At 65.5% G+C, this 15,337-nt stretch carries 12 protein-coding genes; 6 read left to right on the top strand and 6 right to left on the bottom strand.

Going from position 1 to position 15,337, the window contains the following annotated elements:
• Window positions 1-63: 63 nt before the first annotated feature.
• Window positions 64-1,887, bottom strand: coding sequence for an aminopeptidase P family protein (locus QX108_RS13585; RefSeq protein ID WP_315785628.1), 1,824 nt, complete (start codon window positions 1,885-1,887; stop codon window positions 64-66).
• A 481-nt stretch (window positions 1,888-2,368) separates the two neighbouring features.
• Window positions 2,369-3,265: a 50S ribosomal protein L11 methyltransferase gene (locus QX108_RS13580; protein ID WP_315785543.1), complete on the bottom strand. Its 897-nt coding sequence runs from the start codon at window positions 3,263-3,265 to the stop codon at window positions 2,369-2,371.
• Window positions 3,266-3,533: 268 nt separating this feature from the next.
• Between QX108_RS13580 and QX108_RS13575 the strand changes: the two genes are divergently transcribed.
• Entirely contained in the window at window positions 3,534-3,698 is a 165-nt protein-coding gene (locus QX108_RS13575; protein ID WP_172111026.1) for a Flp family type IVb pilin, read from the top strand.
• 205 nt (window positions 3,699-3,903) lie between these two features.
• Here QX108_RS13575 and QX108_RS13570 read toward each other — a convergent pair whose 3' ends face one another.
• A complete protein-coding gene (locus QX108_RS13570; RefSeq protein ID WP_315785538.1) occupies window positions 3,904-5,505 on the bottom strand; it encodes an NAD(P)/FAD-dependent oxidoreductase in 1,602 nt (533 codons plus the stop codon).
• Window positions 5,506-5,719: 214 nt separating this feature from the next.
• On the opposite strand from QX108_RS13570, the gene QX108_RS13565 reads away from it, so the two are divergent.
• The 4 genes from QX108_RS13565 to QX108_RS13550 all read left to right on the top strand — a co-directional run bounded on the left by QX108_RS13565 (window position 5,720) and on the right by QX108_RS13550 (window position 12,002).
• On the top strand, window positions 5,720-7,999 hold the full coding sequence (locus QX108_RS13565) for a fused MFS/spermidine synthase (protein WP_315785535.1): 2,280 nt from the start codon (window positions 5,720-5,722) through the stop codon (window positions 7,997-7,999).
• Between the two features lie 496 nt (window positions 8,000-8,495).
• Window positions 8,496-9,449, top strand: coding sequence for a sugar-binding protein (locus tag QX108_RS13560; protein ID WP_409998514.1), 954 nt, complete (start codon window positions 8,496-8,498; stop codon window positions 9,447-9,449).
• A gap of 13 nt (window positions 9,450-9,462) precedes the next feature.
• Window positions 9,463-10,965: a sugar ABC transporter ATP-binding protein gene (locus tag QX108_RS13555; RefSeq protein ID WP_315725768.1), complete on the top strand. Its 1,503-nt coding sequence runs from the start codon at window positions 9,463-9,465 to the stop codon at window positions 10,963-10,965.
• Window positions 10,966-10,976: 11 nt separating this feature from the next.
• On the top strand, window positions 10,977-12,002 hold the full coding sequence (locus QX108_RS13550; protein WP_315725770.1) for an ABC transporter permease: 1,026 nt from the start codon (window positions 10,977-10,979) through the stop codon (window positions 12,000-12,002).
• A gap of 51 nt (window positions 12,003-12,053) precedes the next feature.
• On the opposite strand, the gene QX108_RS13545 is transcribed toward QX108_RS13550, so the two are convergent.
• Window positions 12,054-12,851: a L,D-transpeptidase family protein gene (locus QX108_RS13545; RefSeq protein ID WP_315725772.1), complete on the bottom strand. Its 798-nt coding sequence runs from the start codon at window positions 12,849-12,851 to the stop codon at window positions 12,054-12,056.
• 313 nt (window positions 12,852-13,164) lie between these two features.
• On the opposite strand from QX108_RS13545, the gene QX108_RS13540 reads away from it, so the two are divergent.
• Entirely contained in the window at window positions 13,165-13,515 is a 351-nt protein-coding gene (locus QX108_RS13540) for a hypothetical protein (RefSeq protein ID WP_172131709.1), read from the top strand.
• A 26-nt stretch (window positions 13,516-13,541) separates the two neighbouring features.
• Here QX108_RS13540 and QX108_RS13535 read toward each other — a convergent pair whose 3' ends face one another.
• Complete coding sequence (locus QX108_RS13535; RefSeq protein WP_172131710.1) at window positions 13,542-14,303, bottom strand: ABC transporter permease; 762 nt, start codon at window positions 14,301-14,303, stop codon at window positions 13,542-13,544.
• The gene (locus QX108_RS13530; protein WP_172131711.1) at window positions 14,300-15,220 is read right to left on the bottom strand and encodes an ABC transporter ATP-binding protein; all 921 of its coding nucleotides are present in this window, start codon (window positions 15,218-15,220) and stop codon (window positions 14,300-14,302) included. The genes QX108_RS13535 and QX108_RS13530 overlap by 4 nt, the downstream gene beginning before the upstream one ends.
• Window positions 15,221-15,337: the final 117 nt, after the last annotated feature.

Raw genomic sequence — 15,337 nt, 5'->3', positions numbered from 1 at the left:
CCGCGTCACGGAAACGCCTGTTTCCGCATATGCCCATGCGGCGAGCGATGCGCGCCGGTGGGATCAGAGCGGCGCGGTCGCCTGATCCAGCCAGAGCTGGTCGGGCTCGTCGAGCGCGGCGCGCACGGCGTCCCTGACGCGGGCGTGATAGGCATCGAGCCAGGCGCGCTCGTCGGTGGTCAGCATGTTCACGTCGATCAGGCGCCGGTCGATCGGCGCGAGCGTCAGCGCCTCGAAGCCGTTCATCGGCTTCTCGGCGCCGGCAATATCCTTCGGCACGACCAGCTCGAGGTTCTCGATCCGGATGCCGAAGGCGTCGGTCTTGTAGTAGCCGGGCTCGTTGGACAGGATCATGCCGCGCTTCAATGGCGTGGTGCCGAGCTTGGAGATCCGCGCCGGCCCCTCGTGCACCGACAGATAGCTGCCGACGCCATGGCCGGTGCCGTGCTCGAAATCGATCCCTGCCTGCCACAGGAACTGCCGCGCCAGGGTATCGAGCTGGGCGCCGGTAGCTCCGTCAGGGAAGACTGCGCGGGCGATGGCAAGATGCCCGCGTAGCACGCGGGTGAAGCGGTCCCGCATCTCGTCGGTCGGGGCGCCCACGGCGATCGTTCGGGTGACGTCGGTGGTGCCGTCCTCGTATTGCGCGCCGGAATCGATCAGCAGCAGGTCGCCGGGCATGATGCGGCGGTTGCTCTTGCGGGTGACGCGATAGTGTACGATGGCGCCGTTGGGACCCGTGCCCGAGATGGTCGGGAACGAGACGTCCTTCAGCGCGCCGGTGTCGCGGCGAAAACTCTCCAGCGCCTCGACGGCGTCGATCTCGGTCAAGCTGCCCTTCGGCGCCTCGCGATCGATGTAGGCGAGGAAGCGCGCCAACGCGACGGCATCGCGCCGGTGCGCGCGGCGGGCGCCTTCGATCTCGACACCGTTCTTGGCCGCCTTCAGCAGGCTGACCGGATCGGCGCCGCGCACCGGCTTGCCGCCGGCGCCCTGAATCAGCCGCGTCAGCGCGTCTGCCGCCGTCGCGCTGTCGAGCGCGATCGCAGCGCCGGATTGCGCAAGCTCGGTCAGCCGGATCGCCAGCGCGTCCGGCTCGGCCACCTCCGCGCTCTGCTCGAGATGATCGCGCGTCAGGTTCGAGAGCTTGCGGGAATCGATGAAGATCGTCGGCCGTCCACTCCGAGGGACGACCGCATAGGAGAGCGGCAGCGGTGTATGCGACACGTCGGCGCCGCGGATGTTGAACGTCCAGGCTACGTTGTGGGAATCGGACAGCACCAGCGCCTCGACGCCAAGCCGTTCGATTTCCTTGCGGATGCGGTCGAGCTTCTCAGCCTCGGCCTCGCCCGACAATTCCGCGCCGTGGATTGACACCGCGCCGAGCGGCGGCAGCGGCCGCTCGGTCCAGATGCTGTCGAGCGGATTGGTCTCGACCGGAACCAGCTCTGCGCCCGCCTTGGCACAGGCGGAGGCGAAGCGCTCGGCCGCCGCCGTCGTATGCAGCCACGGATCGAACCCGACGCGATCGCCGCTCTGCAGATGGCCGGTCAACCAGCTCTCCGGCGGCGGCTCGATCAGCGATTCCACGGTCCAGGCCTTGCCGTCGACCTGCTTGCCCGCCTGCAGGGTGTAGCGGCCATCGACGAAGATCGCGGCCTGTTGCGGCAGCACGATCGCCAGACCGGCCGAGCCGGTGAAGCCGGTCAGCCACGCCAGCCGTTCGTCCGAAGGCGGCACATACTCGTTCTGCTGCTGGTCGGCGCGCGGCACGATGAAGCCGGTGAGCCGGCGCCGGGCCAACTCCTCGCGCAACGCAGCGAGTCGCGCCGTCAGCGCCACACCGGTTTCAGGTTCTTCGAACGTCTGGAACAGGGCTTCGAACATCATTCTCATACTTTAGAAGTGGGTGTCGTCTGCGACGAATACTCTCCCAGGGAAAGGTGCAGTGCACGAAGAATCTCCTTGCATTCGCCAGTGCAAAAAGATTTGCTGTCGCATGCCGGTCATCCGAAAGAGATGCGGCGAGGAAACGTGATGGATGTGACGACCACGATCGTAAAGATCATCCACGGTCGCACAATCCGGGGAGTGCCTCAACTCAATGGCGAGGGGATGCACAATGCCTGCTTTTACCTTCGAGAAACTGTCGGCGCCGACGCCACGCGCACCGGCCTCACCACCTGTCGAGAAGCCGCGCAGCGCGCTGGCCGGTCTCGTCAATCGTCTGGTCGAACCGCGTCTTCGACGCGCGCCTCGCGACCAGTCCGACTCCGGCGCTCAGCCGAACCAACCGAAGACGTAGCGATCCTCCAAGCCGTCGTCCCCGGCCTAGCCTTGTTTCGCCGCCTCGAGTCGAACTGCTTCGTTATTGCCGTTTCTGCAGCAGCAGGCTGCTCCAACCCTCGATTTTCAGATGCCGGACGGGAATCAGACCGCGTGCGCGATAGGCGGCAACGACCGCGCGCGCCTGCGGCGTCAGTAGGCCCGACAGGATCACGAAGGCGCCTCGTGCCAGATGACGCTGCATCGGCGCAGCCAGCTGACGGAGCGGGTTGGCGAGAATGTTGGCCAGCACCAGGTCGAACGGGCCCCGTTCGGCAAAATCGTCGGCCGCGAAACCGGTGGCGCGGATGACCTGGACCAGGGGGCCTGCGCCGTTGAGCCGGGCATTGTCGCGGGCAACTGCGACCGAGGGGGCATCGATGTCGCTGGCCAGCACCGGCTGGTGAAGCGCCTTGGCGGCGGCGATGGCGAGGACGCCGGTTCCGGTGCCGAGGTCGAGCACACGCCGCGGCGCGCCCCTCTTCAAGACGTGGTCGAGCAGCAGCAGGCAGCCGCGGGTGGTGCCGTGATGGCCGGTGCCGAAGGCGAGCGCCGCCTCGATCTCGATGCCGAGCTTGTTGCCGGGCACGCGCTCGCGATCGTGGGCGCCGTGGACCAGGAAGCGGCCGGCCGGGACCGGAACGAGGTCGTCGAGGCTGGCCTTGACCCAGTCCTTGGCCTCGACAACGTCGAATGTCAGGCTTTGGGCCGTCTCGGGCCCCGCCGCTCCGCCGACGAGCTCGCGCACCAGGTCCTGGTCGGGCGGATCGGCGAAATGGACCGTGACGTCCCACTGTCCGTCCGGCCGCTCGAACGCCGCGACAGCCGCGTCGCCTTCGAAGAACACCTCGGTCAGCACGTCCACCGCCGGCCGCGCCGTCGCTTCGTCCGGAACCGTGAAGGTGGCTTTGTAGGTCGCAGGCGTCGTAGCTGATGTCATTTGGCTGGTCCGGGAACAAACTCCACGGTGTGGTTAAGCAATCTCACCGCCGGCGCAAGCTCTTTGGCCGAACCTCGCGGTTTTTGGGCAACTTCCGGCTGTCGTCGAGGGGGCATCTTCCGTGCCTAAAAGTTGCATCGTAATTGGCGTGAAATATCGTCACGAGTTGAGCGAGCCTCGTTAGACCAACCTTAGGTTCTCTCTGCGTAAGGTTCCCGTCATGGGAACCGGAAAAGCCTCGGTTCCTGGGTTGGGAAACGAGGTGAAGATGACGACCATTCTCTTGAAGTTCTTGCGCGATGAGTCCGGTGCAACCGCGATCGAATACGGCCTGATTGCGGCCGGCATTTCCCTCGCGATCATCGCGGCCGTCAACGGCCTGGGCAGCTCCATGAGCAGCAAGTTCGACTCGATCAATTCGTCCTTGAAGTGATCTGCGAAGCGGCGTTCTCGGAGGACCGGGCCTCAGCGCCCGGTTTTTCGTTTGGGACGCCGAATTCGACAGCTCAGCCACGATCGCCCCACAGCATTGTGCACCGTCTTCGCCGCGATCCGTCCACCGACTCACACGTCTCGCTTGCACAGCTTGTCCACGGGGTTACGGGCAAAGCCTTCCACAGTCTGTCCCCGGCTTGTCCTCAGCCGAACAAGGCCCGATGATCGGCCAGAATAGCCTGCGCCGCATTATGGCCGGGCGCGCCGGTCACGCCTCCGCCGGGGTGGCTGCCCGAGCCGCAATGGTAGAGGCCTTTCAGCGGCGAGCGATAATCGGCGTGGCCGAGCATCGGGCGGGCCGAGAACAGCTGGTTCAGGGTCAGGGCGCCGTGGAAAATGTCGCCGCCGAGCAGCCCGAACTGGCGCTCCAGATCCAGCGGTGACAGCACCTGCCGACCGATCACGCGGCCTGCAAAACCGGGCGCGTAGCGGTCGACCGTGGCGATCATGAGATCGGCGACCTCGTCGCGATGATCGTCCCAGGAGCGCCCATCCGGCAGCTCGGGCGCGACATGCTGGCAGAACAGGCTGGCAACGTGCTGCCCCGGCGGGGCGAGCGTCGGATCGAGCGTGGAGGGGATCAGCAGCTCGACCACGGGATCGCAGCTCCAGCCCTGCGCGCGAGCGTCGAGATAGGCCCGGTCCATATAGCTCAGGCTGGGGGCCAGGATGATGCCGGCGGAGAGATGATCGCCATCGCCCGACAGCGCGCTGAACGAAGGCAGGCCGCTCAGTGCCACGTTCATGCGGAACGTGCCGGAGCCGTTGCGCCAGTTGCGGATGCGGGTGAGGAACGGCTCCGGCAGGACGCCTGGCGGCACCAGCCGCGTATACAGCAGCTTGGGATTGACGTTGGCTGCGACATAGCGGGCGCGGAGAGCGCGGCCGTCCTCTAGCACGACGCCGACGGCGCGGCCGCGCTCGACGATCACCTCGCGCACGCCACATTCGACCTCGACCAGCGTGCCCAGCTCCTTCAGCGCGCTGGCCATCGCCTGGGTGATCGCGCCCATGCCGCCGATCGCATGGCCCCAGACGCCCTTCTTGCCGTTCACCTCGCCGAAGGCGTGATGCAGCATCACATAGGCGGAGCCGGCCGCGTAGGGGCTCGCATAATTGCCGACGATGGCGTCGAAGCCGAACAGCGCCTTCACCAGGTCGGTCTCGAAGATCTCCTCGAGCATCTCGCCGGCCGAGCGCGTGAACAGGTCGAGCAGATCGCGCTGCTGCTCCAGCGACAGGGCCCGCAGGGTGTTGGCTGTGCCGAGTGCGTTGAAGGCCTCGCGGATCGCCGGCAGCCCGAACTGGGCCACGAGATTCGGCGGCGCCCGCAGCACCAAGCTGCGGAGCACGTCCGCGATTGCTTCCAGCCGGGCTGAGAACGGCCCGATCGCTTCGGCGTCGCGGCTGCTGAGGCGGGCGATCGAGCCCTGCGTGCGGCCCTCACCGGTCAGCAGATAGCGGCCATCGGGCGACGGCAGAAAATTCTGCGCCCGCCGCTCGACGATCTCGAGCCCATGCTGATGCAGCTTCAGGTCGGCGATGACGCGCGGATTGAGCAGGCTCACCGTGTAGGAGGCGACGGAGTTGCGGAAGCCGGGATGAAATTCCTCGGTCACGGCCGCACCGCCGACCACCTTGCGACGCTCGACCACATGCACGCGCAGTCCCGCCATGGCAAGATAGGCCGCACAGGTCAGGCCGTTATGGCCCGCGCCGATGATGATCACGTCGGTTTCGTTCATGTGCGCTTCAAAAAGCCCTGATTAATGACCGACAGGAGTCCGTCCTTTCGGGAACCGTCGAGACGTGCTGTCGCCCCGGATCGGCGCCGCGTCAAGGGGAACTCGGTTTTGCCCCAGCTGCTCGCCATACCGCCTCTCGATCCGCTATGTCTCGTCTGCGCGTCGTGGTCTGGCCCCGCACCTGATTGACGGCCGCGCCGTTGCTGGAGTTGCCATGACCTCAATCGCCTCGTCCGCCGCCGTCGCCCATCCCTCCGCTGCGCGCAACCGGCTGGTCCTCGTCATCTATACCGCCGCGATCTTCGTCAGCGCGCTGCTGCTGTTCTCGGTGCAGCCGCTGTTCACCAAGATGGTGCTGCCGCGGCTCGGCGGTTCTCCCGCGGTGTGGTCGGTGGCGATGGTGTTCTTCCAGGCGCTGCTGCTCGCCGGCTACGCCTACGCCCATTTCCTCACGCAACTGCGCAGCCGGGTGATTCCGGTGGCGATCCATCTTCTGCTGCTCGGTTTTGCGCTTTTGAGTTTGCCGCTGTCGATCGCGGGTCATTGGGGCGATCCGCCGACCTCCGGCTATGCGCTCTGGCTGCTCGGCCTGTTCGCGGCCTCGATCGGCCTGCCGTTCTTCGCGCTCGCCGCCAACAATCCGCTGCTGCAGGCCTGGTTTGTGCGAACGGGCCATCCGGCCGGCCCCGATCCATACTTCCTCTATGCCTCGTCGAACATCGGCAGCTTTCTTGCGCTGCTGTCCTATCCTTTGCTGATCGAGCCCATCTTCAGCCTGCGCATGCAGAACCTGATCTGGACCGGCGGCTATGGCATGCTGATCGCGCTGATCGCAGGCTGCGGCGTGTTGCTGCTGCGCTCGCCCGTCACGGTGGCGAGCCTGCTGCAGAACGACGTGAGCGACGCGCCCGCGCCGCGCTGGCTGCTGCGCCTGCGTTGGATCTTCCTCGCAGCCGTGCCCTCGGGCCTGCTGATCGCAGTGACCGCGCACATCTCTACGGACGTCGCGGCCGCGCCGCTGCTGTGGGTGCTGCCGCTGTCGCTCTATCTGCTCACCTGGGTGCTGGTGTTTCAGTCGCGGCCGCTGCTGCCGCACAAATGGATGCTGGCGCTGCAGCCGCTCGCGATCGCCGGTGTCGTCGTGCTGCTGGCCTTCGGCGGCGAGCAGAACCTCGCGCTCACATTGGGTGGTCACCAGCTCTGCTTCTTCGTGATCGCGATGGCCTGTCATGGCGAGCTGGCCCGCACGCGGCCGGCCGCGAAATATCTCACCGGCTTCTATGTCGCGCTGTCGTTCGGCGGCATGGTCGGTGGCCTGTTCGCCGGGCTGATTGCGCCGTTCACCTTCTCCTGGGTCGCCGAATATCCGATCCTGCTGGCGCTCGCCGCGCTGTGCCGCCCGGCGGTGACCGAGCGGTGGCCGCGACTGACACGCTGGTACTGGATCTTGCTGGCGGCCATCGCCGTCGCGTTGCTGGTGCCGGCCGGGATGACCGGGAAGGTCACGACCTATCTCGAGGATCATCGCGTCTATGTCGCCGGCGCCGTGGGCGTGCTCGCGGCGCTGCTCGCGCTGCTGCTCAATGGCGGCCGCTGGAAGGTGTTCGCGACCGCCGCGCTCGCGCTCGTCCTCATCCGCGCCTATCCGGCCGACGACGGCCGCGTCGAAACGGTGCGCAGCTTCTTCGGCGTGCACAAGATCGTGGTGACCTCGGATGGCCACTACCACGTGCTGATGCACGGCACGACGATTCATGGTGCTCAGAAATATCTCAACGCCGACGGCTCCAAGGTCACCGGACGTCCCGAGCCGATCACCTACTACCACAAGGACGGCGGTATCGGCCGCGCCATCACCGCGATCCGCGAGCGCAAGGGCGCGCCGCTGAAGGTCGCCGTGATCGGCGTCGGCGCGGGCACGCTCACTTGTGCTGCCGAGCCCGGCGAAGATTGGAAATACTTCGAGATCGACCAGACCATGGTCGATACCGCCAGTGACCCGAAATATTTCAGCTACATCAGGAATTGCGCGCCAGACATCAAGCCCGTCATCGGCGACGCCCGGCTGACCTTCGCCAAGGAGCCCGATGGCGTCTACGACCTCATCATCGTCGATGCCTATTCGTCCGATGCGATCCCGATCCATCTCGCAACCGAGGAGGCGATGGCGATCTACAAGGCCAAGCTGGCGCCGCAGGGCGCGGTCGTCATGCACGTCTCCAACCGCCACCTCGAGCTCGAGAGCGTCGTCGTCGGCATCGCCGACGCCAACGACCTGAAGAGCTGGGTCTACAACGAAGACTCCGGGCGCGACGACGAGTACATCTTCTCCACCGACGTCGTCATCAGCGCCCGCGACGACGCCGACGTCGGCAAGCTCGCGTCGTCGAACAAATGGACCGAGACCGACCCGACCGAGGGCGAGCGGGTATGGACAGACGATTATTCCAACATTCTCGGCGCCGTGTATCGGCGGCTGCGCGACGGCGAATAGCGCAGGCGAAGGCTGCTCGCGCGCGCTGCCCGTTCCGTTGCCCTGGGCACCGACATCACGCGCGGCGATAAGAGGTGCGCACCTCGCAGTGCGCCTTCCTCTCGGTTGCATTGCAGTGGCAGTTCGCCATGCCGATCGTTTGGCGTTTAGACGTATTGCGCCGCAAAACGCTTAGATATTCATCTTCCTTCCGGCTTTGTTGCGCGGCTGCGCCGATCATGCTACCTGAGGTGCGTGCCTCATATGCTGGTCCCGATTGCGGTGCTTTTCGAAGGGCCAGCAGCTGGCATGCGCGGGCGATCTTAGATTCAAATCTCCACGACCCCATGGGCTGATGCCGCTGTGCCAGCGGGAATCAGCACGCCGGGCTGCCGAGATCGAGCTGAGACTCTCTGCCCGACCGAGCGGAAGCTTTCCTCTCGGCCCTATGAGTTCTTGTGGCGACTACAAAGCGCCGGCCGCATCAAGCAGGTCGGCTTCACATGGGAGGGGTTCGATGAAGCGTCTTTGGATGGCTGGTGCGTCTGCGTTGTTGGCGATGGCGCTCGGCGTAGGCTCGGCCGGAGCGGCGGACAAGAAGGTGCTGGCCTTCGTGGTCAACGGCGCGTCCGACTTCTGGAAGATCGCCGAGGCCGGCGTGAAGAAGGCGCAGGGCGAGCTGCCCGATTACAGCCTGCAGCTCAAATATCCGGAGCAGGCGGCCGCCGCCGTGCAACAGCGGATGCTGGATGACCTCGTCGCGGCGGGTGCGGCCGGAATCATGGTGAGCGCGGTCGATCCGAAGAACCAGACCGAGCACCTCAACAAGGTCGCCGGGCAGACGGTGCTCTTCACCACGGACAGCGACGCTCCGCAATCGAAGCGCATCGCCTATATCGGCTCCTCCAACACCGAGCTCGGCAAGGATGCCGGCAAGCTGATGCTGAAGGCGCTGCCGAACGGGGGCAAGTGCGTCGGCTTCGTCGGCCTGCTCGGCGCCGACAACGCGCGCGAGCGCATCGAGGGCGTGAAGGAGACGATCAAGGGCTCGAAGGTCGAGCTGGTCGACGTGCGCGGCGACGAGATCGATCAGACCCGCGCCAAGCGCAACGTCGAGGATATTCTCGCGGCGATGCCCGATGTGAGCTGCCTGGTTGGCTTCTACTCCTACAACACCCCGCGCATCTATGAGGTGCTGAAGGAGGCCGGCAAGCTCGGCAAGATCAAGATCATCGGCTTCGACGAGGATCCGATCACCCTCGGCGGCGTCAAGGACGGCGCGATCGAGGGTACCGTCGTGCAGCAGCCGTTCGAGTGGGGCTATCAGGGCATGAAGCTGATGGCCAAGGTCGTGCAGGGCGACAAGTCGGGCGTCCCGGCCAACGGCATCATCATCGTGCCCGGCAAGGTGATCGAGAAGTCGAACGTCGACGACTTCATGGCGCAGATGAAGACGATGCTGAAGAAGTGATGCGACGGCTGGCGTGCGCGAGCCCTTCCTCGAGCTGATCGACATCGGCAAGACCTATCCTGGCGTGGTCGCGCTCGACCACGTCAGCCTGTCGGTCGCGCCGGGCGAGGTGATCGCCCTGCTCGGCGAGAACGGCGCCGGCAAGTCGACCCTGATGCGCGTGCTCGGCGGCGTGGTCGCGCCGAGCAGCGGCACGATCCGGATCGATGGCGTCGATCGGACCGGCTACACCGTGACGGATGCGATCGCCGCCGGCATCGCGTTCGTCCACCAGGAACTGAACCTGTTCGACAATCTCGATGTCGCGGGCAACGTGTTCATCGGCCGCGAGCCGGTCTTTGGCGGCCCGTTGCGGCTGATCGACCGCGGCACGCTGCGCGCCAAGGTGCGGCCACTCATCGCGCGGCTCGCGGCCGATTTCGCGCCGGACACGCCGCTCGCGGAGTTGTCGCTGGCGCAGCGCCAGCTGGTCGAGATCATCAAGGCGCTGTCGCTCAACGCGCGCTGCGTCATCATGGACGAGCCGACCTCGAGCCTGACCCTGTCGGAGACCGAGCGGCTGATGCAGGTGATCGCCGGCCTGAAGGCCGACGGGGTCAGCGTCATCTTCATCACCCACCGCCTGAACGAGGTGGTGCAATGTGCTGATCGTGCCGTCGTGCTGCGCGACGGCCGCACGGTCGGCACGCTGACGCGCGGCGAGCTCAATCCGGCGGCGATGATCCGGCTGATGATCGGCCGTGATCTGCGGTCGCTCTATGTGCCGCCGGCCGCGCCGCCCGGCGACACGGTCCTCGACGTCGTCGATGCCGTCACATCCACCTATCCCAGCCGTGCGGTGAGCCTGCAGCTGCAGCGCGGCGAGATCCTCGGTCTCGCCGGGCTCGTCGGCTCCGGACGGACCGAGCTTGCCCGCGCCATCTTCGGTGTCGAACCCTTGCTGGCCGGCGGCATCCATCTTGATGGCGAGCCCGTCCGCATCTCGACGCCGCGCGCGGCGATCGATCGGGGGATCTATCTCATTCCGGAAGACCGCAAGGGCTGCGGCCTGCTGCTCGACTTTCCAATCGCCGAGAATATCTCCCTGCCGGATCTCGCATCCTATGCAAGCCTTGGATTGGTGGACAAGTCTCGCGAGACCGACAACGCCGACCGCCAGCGCGAACGCCTCAAGATCCGGGCCACCGACGTCAAGATGCAGGTCGGAACACTATCCGGCGGCAACCAGCAGAAGGTCGTGCTCGCCAAATGGCTGTCGATGCGGCCGAAGGTCCTGATCTTCGACGAGCCGACCAGGGGCATCGATGTCGGCGCCAAGCAGGAGATCTACGACATGCTGCGGCGGCTGGCCGATGCGGGCGTCGCGATCCTGATGATATCGAGCGACATGGAAGAGGTGATCGGGGTCAGCGACCGCATCGCGGTGATGCACGAGGGCCGGATTTCCGGCTTCCTGGCGCGCAGCGAGTTCAGCGAGCACAACGTGCTCCAGCTTGCCGTCGGCCATAGCATCTGAGAGGGGCGAACGTGCACAAGAAAGATCTCAGCCTGTTGGTCCTGATCCTGGTGGTCGGCGCGGTCGTGGCCTTCATCAATCCGCGCTTCCTGCTGGTCGGCAATCTCTCCAACACCGCCAACCAGGTCGGGATGTTCGGCATCTTCTCGATCGCGGAAGCCTTCGTCATCATCGTCGGCGGCATCGAGCTCGCGGTCGGATCGGTGATCGCGCTGCTCGGCGTGCTGTTCATCGACCTGATCGTCAACCGCGACGTCGACTGGATCCTGGCCTTCTTCCTCATCATCGCCGGCGGCATCGCCATCGGCACGATGCACGGCGTGCTCACCACCAAGATGCGCATCCAGCCTTTCGTGGTGACGTTGTGCGGGCTTCTGATCTACCGCGGCGCTGCGCGCTACTATACCGAGGATGCGACCGCCGGCTTCGGCTATGGCGCGAGCTTTCCGATGCTGGAATGGCTCGCGGCGGGCCGCACCAACGTGCTTGGCTTTCCGCTGCCGCACAGCGTCGTCGCGCTGGTGATCGTGGCCGGCATCGCCTGGCTGGTGCTGCACCGCTCGGTGTATGGCCGCTACTTCTACGCCGTCGGCAAGAACGAGGAGGCCGCACGCTATTCCGGCATCCGCTCCGATCGCGTCACGATATCGGCCTATGTGATCTGCGGCGGATTGACCGCGCTGTCCGCGGTGCTGATCGCGATGTACACCCGTTCGATCTCGCCGGCGGTGCACGGCTCGTTCTACGAGCTCTATGCGATCGCCGCGGCGGTGCTCGGCGGCTGCTCGCTGCGCGGCGGCGAGGGCTCGATCATCGGCGTCGTGCTCGGCACGATCCTGCTGCAGGTGCTGCAGAACCTGGTCAACCTGCTGGGCATCCCGAGCTCGCTGAATTTCGCGGTGATGGGCACGGTCATCCTGATCGGCGTGCTGGCGGACCAGTACTTCGTGCAGCGCCGCAAGCGCGCGCCGTCCGCTCGTGGGCAGGCTGCCGCCGAACCCGCGCCAGCATCGCTGGAGCGCGTCAACGCGGAATAGGGGACGAACGGAGCCGGCCGCTGAAGCGGCCGGCTCCGCCGATCGGCCGGATCAGTCCTGATAGGTGTAGTAGCCGCCGCGCGGCTGATAATACGAGCGCGGCTGGTAGTAGCGCGGCTGCGCATAGCTCGGATTGCCGTTGTCGTAGTAATACGACTGGTCCTGCTGCTGCGGATAGGCTTGAGCGTCATAGACGCGGCGGCCGGTGCCGCGCGGGGCAGGATAGCGAACACCGTTGTCGCTGCCGTCGGCCGGATAGATGTAGCCATCATCCGGGCGCTGCTGCGGAACGACCTGGCGACCCGGCAGCAATTGCGGCTGCGGAGTGAGCACCACCGGTTCGCCGCTGTCGTCATATTGCGGCGGGACGTCGCGCCGGGCGACGGCGGTGCCGCGGCGCGGATTGCGCGCCATCGCCACCTCGGCCGATCCGGTCAGGGTCACCGTGGTGTTGAGGACGCCATCCTTCTGCACCAGGGCGTAGAGCGTTGCGGCATTGGCTTTCGACAGACGGACGCAGCCATGCGAGGCCGGAGTGCCGAGCCGGCCTTCGGAGTCCGTGCCGTGAATGGCATGACCGGCCTTGGTGAAGAAGATCGAGTTCGGCATCGGCGCGTCGTCGAACTCCTTCGAATAGTGGTCGGCCTCCATGCGGAAGGCGCGGAAGGTGCCGTTCGGCGTCTCACGCGAGGGAATGCCGCTCGACACCGGCCAGCGATAGCGTTCGACGCCATCGACCGCCACGGTCATGATCTGGTTGTTCTTGTCGACGGTGATGTCGATCTTGGCGAGCGCCGGCGTGGCGGACAACAAGGCGAAGCCGGCAACCGCAAAAAGAATGGTACGCATGTAACCTCTGGCCTCCAGGCCCTCGACTTTGCCGAGACCTTCGAACGGGATTTCAGTGAACGCCGCGGATCATCGTCTCGGCCTGCAATATGTCGGAAATCCGGGCTTTGTTCCAGCTGAGGGCGACCTCAACCTTAATGGGCGGAACGCGCCGGGCAAAGGCTCGGGCGCGTCCTCCGGCGCTGACATTTCCGCGACCGGCTGCGGCCATTAGTTTAGGAGCCCTCTAATCCGGCCATTTCGTCACGAGCGCGCAACTTTTCGGCCGCATCCGCGTTTCAAGCATTCCTCCATGCGGTTCCCAGGATTCAAAATGCTCACGATGAAGGCCAAGACGGCGGTGCTCGACGACCGGGCTCCACAGAAGCTGACCTATCTGCTCGCCGCACTCGCGCTGTTCATCTTGGCGCTCGCCTGGCTGGCGCTCCCGCAATTTGCTCATGCCCAAGGCATCATCCGTGGCGCGCACGAGGGGGCGCACGAAGGTAACCGCATCGCCGGTCCGGTGGGTGGCGTCGTCGGAGGCGCTGTCGGCGCGGGCGTCGGCGGCGCAGTCGGAGCCGTCGAAGGCGTGCTCGGCATCCCGCATCGCTCCTACTACCACCGCCATTATCACTGCCGCGGCTATCGCGACGGCTATGGCCGCTTCCACTGCTACCGCTGATGAACGCCGGCTGAAGCGGCACCGGCTCAGCGCTTGAGCCGGTAGCCCGTCTTGAAGATCCACCAGATGATGGTCATGCAGATCGCGAGAAACGCCAGCGTCATGGCGACACTGATCTCGACCCTGACGTCGGCGATCTCGTAGAAGCTCCAGCGAAAGCCCGAGATCAGGTACACGACCGGATTGAGCAGCGCGATCGAGTGCCACGCCGGCGGCAGCATGTTGACCGAGTAGAAGCTGCCGCCGAGAAACGTGAGCGGCGTCACCACCAGCATCGGGATCATCTGCAGCTTCTCGAAGCCGTCGGCCCAGATGCCGATGATGAAGCCGAACAGGCTGAAGGTCACGGCCGTCAGCACCAGGAACGACAGCATCCACACCGGGTGCTGGATGTGCAGCGGCACGAACAGGCCGGCGGTGGCGAGGATGATCAGCCCGAGGATGATCGATTTCGTCGCGGCTGCCCCGACATAGCCGAGCACGATCTCGACATGCGAGATCGGCGCCGAGAGGATCTCGTAGATCGTGCCGATGAATTTCGGAAAATAGATCCCGAACGAGGCGTTGGCGATGCTCTGCGTCAGCACCGACAGCATGACGAGGCCAGGCACGATGAAGGTGCCGTAGCTCACGCCCTGCACCTCGCTGATGCGCGAGCCGATCGCGGCGCCGAAAACGACGAAATAGAGCGAGGTCGACACCACGGGCGACACGATGCTCTGCAGCAGCGTGCGCCAGGTGCGCGCCATCTCGAATTTGTAGATTGCGGCGACTGCGCGAAAATTCATTGCCGCACCAGGCTCACGAAGATGTCTTCCAGGGATGATTGCTTGGTCTCGAGATCGACGAAGCGGATGCCGGCCGTCCTGAGATCGCCGAGCAGGCTTGTGATGCCGGTGCGCTCGCCCTTGGTGTCGTAGTCATAAGCGAGCTTCCAGCCGTCGTCCGACAGAGCGAGCTGATACGGCGCGAGCGCCTCCGGAACGGCGTCGATCCGCTGCTGCAGGTGCAGGCTGAGCCGCTTGCGGCCGAGCTTCTGCATCAGCTGGGCCTTGTGCTCCACCAGCACGATCTCGCCCTTGTTGATCACGCCGACGCGGTCGGCCATCTCCTCGGCCTCCTCGATGTAGTGCGTGGTGAGAATGATCGTGACGCCGGCGGCCTTGAGCTCGCGCACGACGTCCCACATGCCCTTGCGCAGCTCGACGTCGACGCCGGCGGTCGGCTCGTCCAGGAACAGCACCTGCGGCTCGTGCGACAGCGCCTTTGCAATCATCACGCGGCGCTTCATGCCGCCGGACAGCGTGATGATCTTGGCGTCCTTCTTGTCCCAGAGCGAGAGATCCTTGAGGATCTTCTCGATGAGGGCAGGGTTCTTCGGCTTGCCGAACAGCCCGCGGCTGAAGCTGACGGTCGCCCAGACGCTCTCGAACGAATCGGTGTGCAGCTCCTGCGGAACGAGGCCGATCATCGCCCGCGCGGCGCGATAGTCGGCGTCGATGTCGTGACCGCCGACCGCGACCTTGCCCGAGGACGCGTTGACGATGCCGCAGATGATGCTGATCAGCGTGGTCTTGCCGGCGCCGTTCGGTCCGAGCAGCGCAAAGATCTCGCCGCGCTCGATCGAAAGGTCGATGTTGTTCAGCGATGTGAAGCCCGACGCATAGGTCTTCGACAGGCCGGAAACGGAAATGACGGGAGCCATCACGAGGGGATTCGATCAGAGGAGGATGGGGATGCGATTCGAACGCTGCGCCTTCAACAGGCACGGCAGCCGGAGAGAGGGCTCAGATAGGGACGGACCCATGCTCCTGCAATCGCG

Origin of the sequence: Bradyrhizobium sp. SZCCHNR1002, from assembly GCF_032381435.1 — a bacterium.
GTDB classification, from domain to species: Bacteria; Pseudomonadota; Alphaproteobacteria; order Rhizobiales; family Xanthobacteraceae; genus Bradyrhizobium; species Bradyrhizobium aeschynomenes.
The sequence above is the reverse complement of the archived record's forward strand: the minus strand, read 5'-3'. Positions and strand labels throughout refer to the sequence as shown.

Bases quoted from the DNA above. Each gene is read 5' to 3' on its own strand.
- QX108_RS13585 (WP_315785628.1), bottom strand. From the start codon at position 1,887: ATGTTCGAAGCCCTGTTCCAGACGTTCGAAGAACCTGAAACCGGTGTG.
- QX108_RS13580 (WP_315785543.1), bottom strand. From the start codon at position 3,265: ATGACATCAGCTACGACGCCTGCGACCTACAAAGCCACCTTCACGGTT.
- QX108_RS13575 (WP_172111026.1), top strand. From the start codon at position 3,534: ATGACGACCATTCTCTTGAAGTTCTTGCGCGATGAGTCCGGTGCAACC.
- QX108_RS13570 (WP_315785538.1), bottom strand. From the start codon at position 5,505: ATGAACGAAACCGACGTGATCATCATCGGCGCGGGCCATAACGGCCTG.
- QX108_RS13565 (WP_315785535.1), top strand. From the start codon at position 5,720: ATGACCTCAATCGCCTCGTCCGCCGCCGTCGCCCATCCCTCCGCTGCG.
- QX108_RS13560 (WP_409998514.1), top strand. From the start codon at position 8,496: ATGAAGCGTCTTTGGATGGCTGGTGCGTCTGCGTTGTTGGCGATGGCG.
- QX108_RS13545 (WP_315725772.1), bottom strand. From the start codon at position 12,851: ATGCGTACCATTCTTTTTGCGGTTGCCGGCTTCGCCTTGTTGTCCGCC.
- QX108_RS13540 (WP_172131709.1), top strand. From the start codon at position 13,165: ATGCTCACGATGAAGGCCAAGACGGCGGTGCTCGACGACCGGGCTCCA.
- QX108_RS13535 (WP_172131710.1), bottom strand. From the start codon at position 14,303: ATGAATTTTCGCGCAGTCGCCGCAATCTACAAATTCGAGATGGCGCGC.
- QX108_RS13530 (WP_172131711.1), bottom strand. From the start codon at position 15,220: ATGGCTCCCGTCATTTCCGTTTCCGGCCTGTCGAAGACCTATGCGTCG.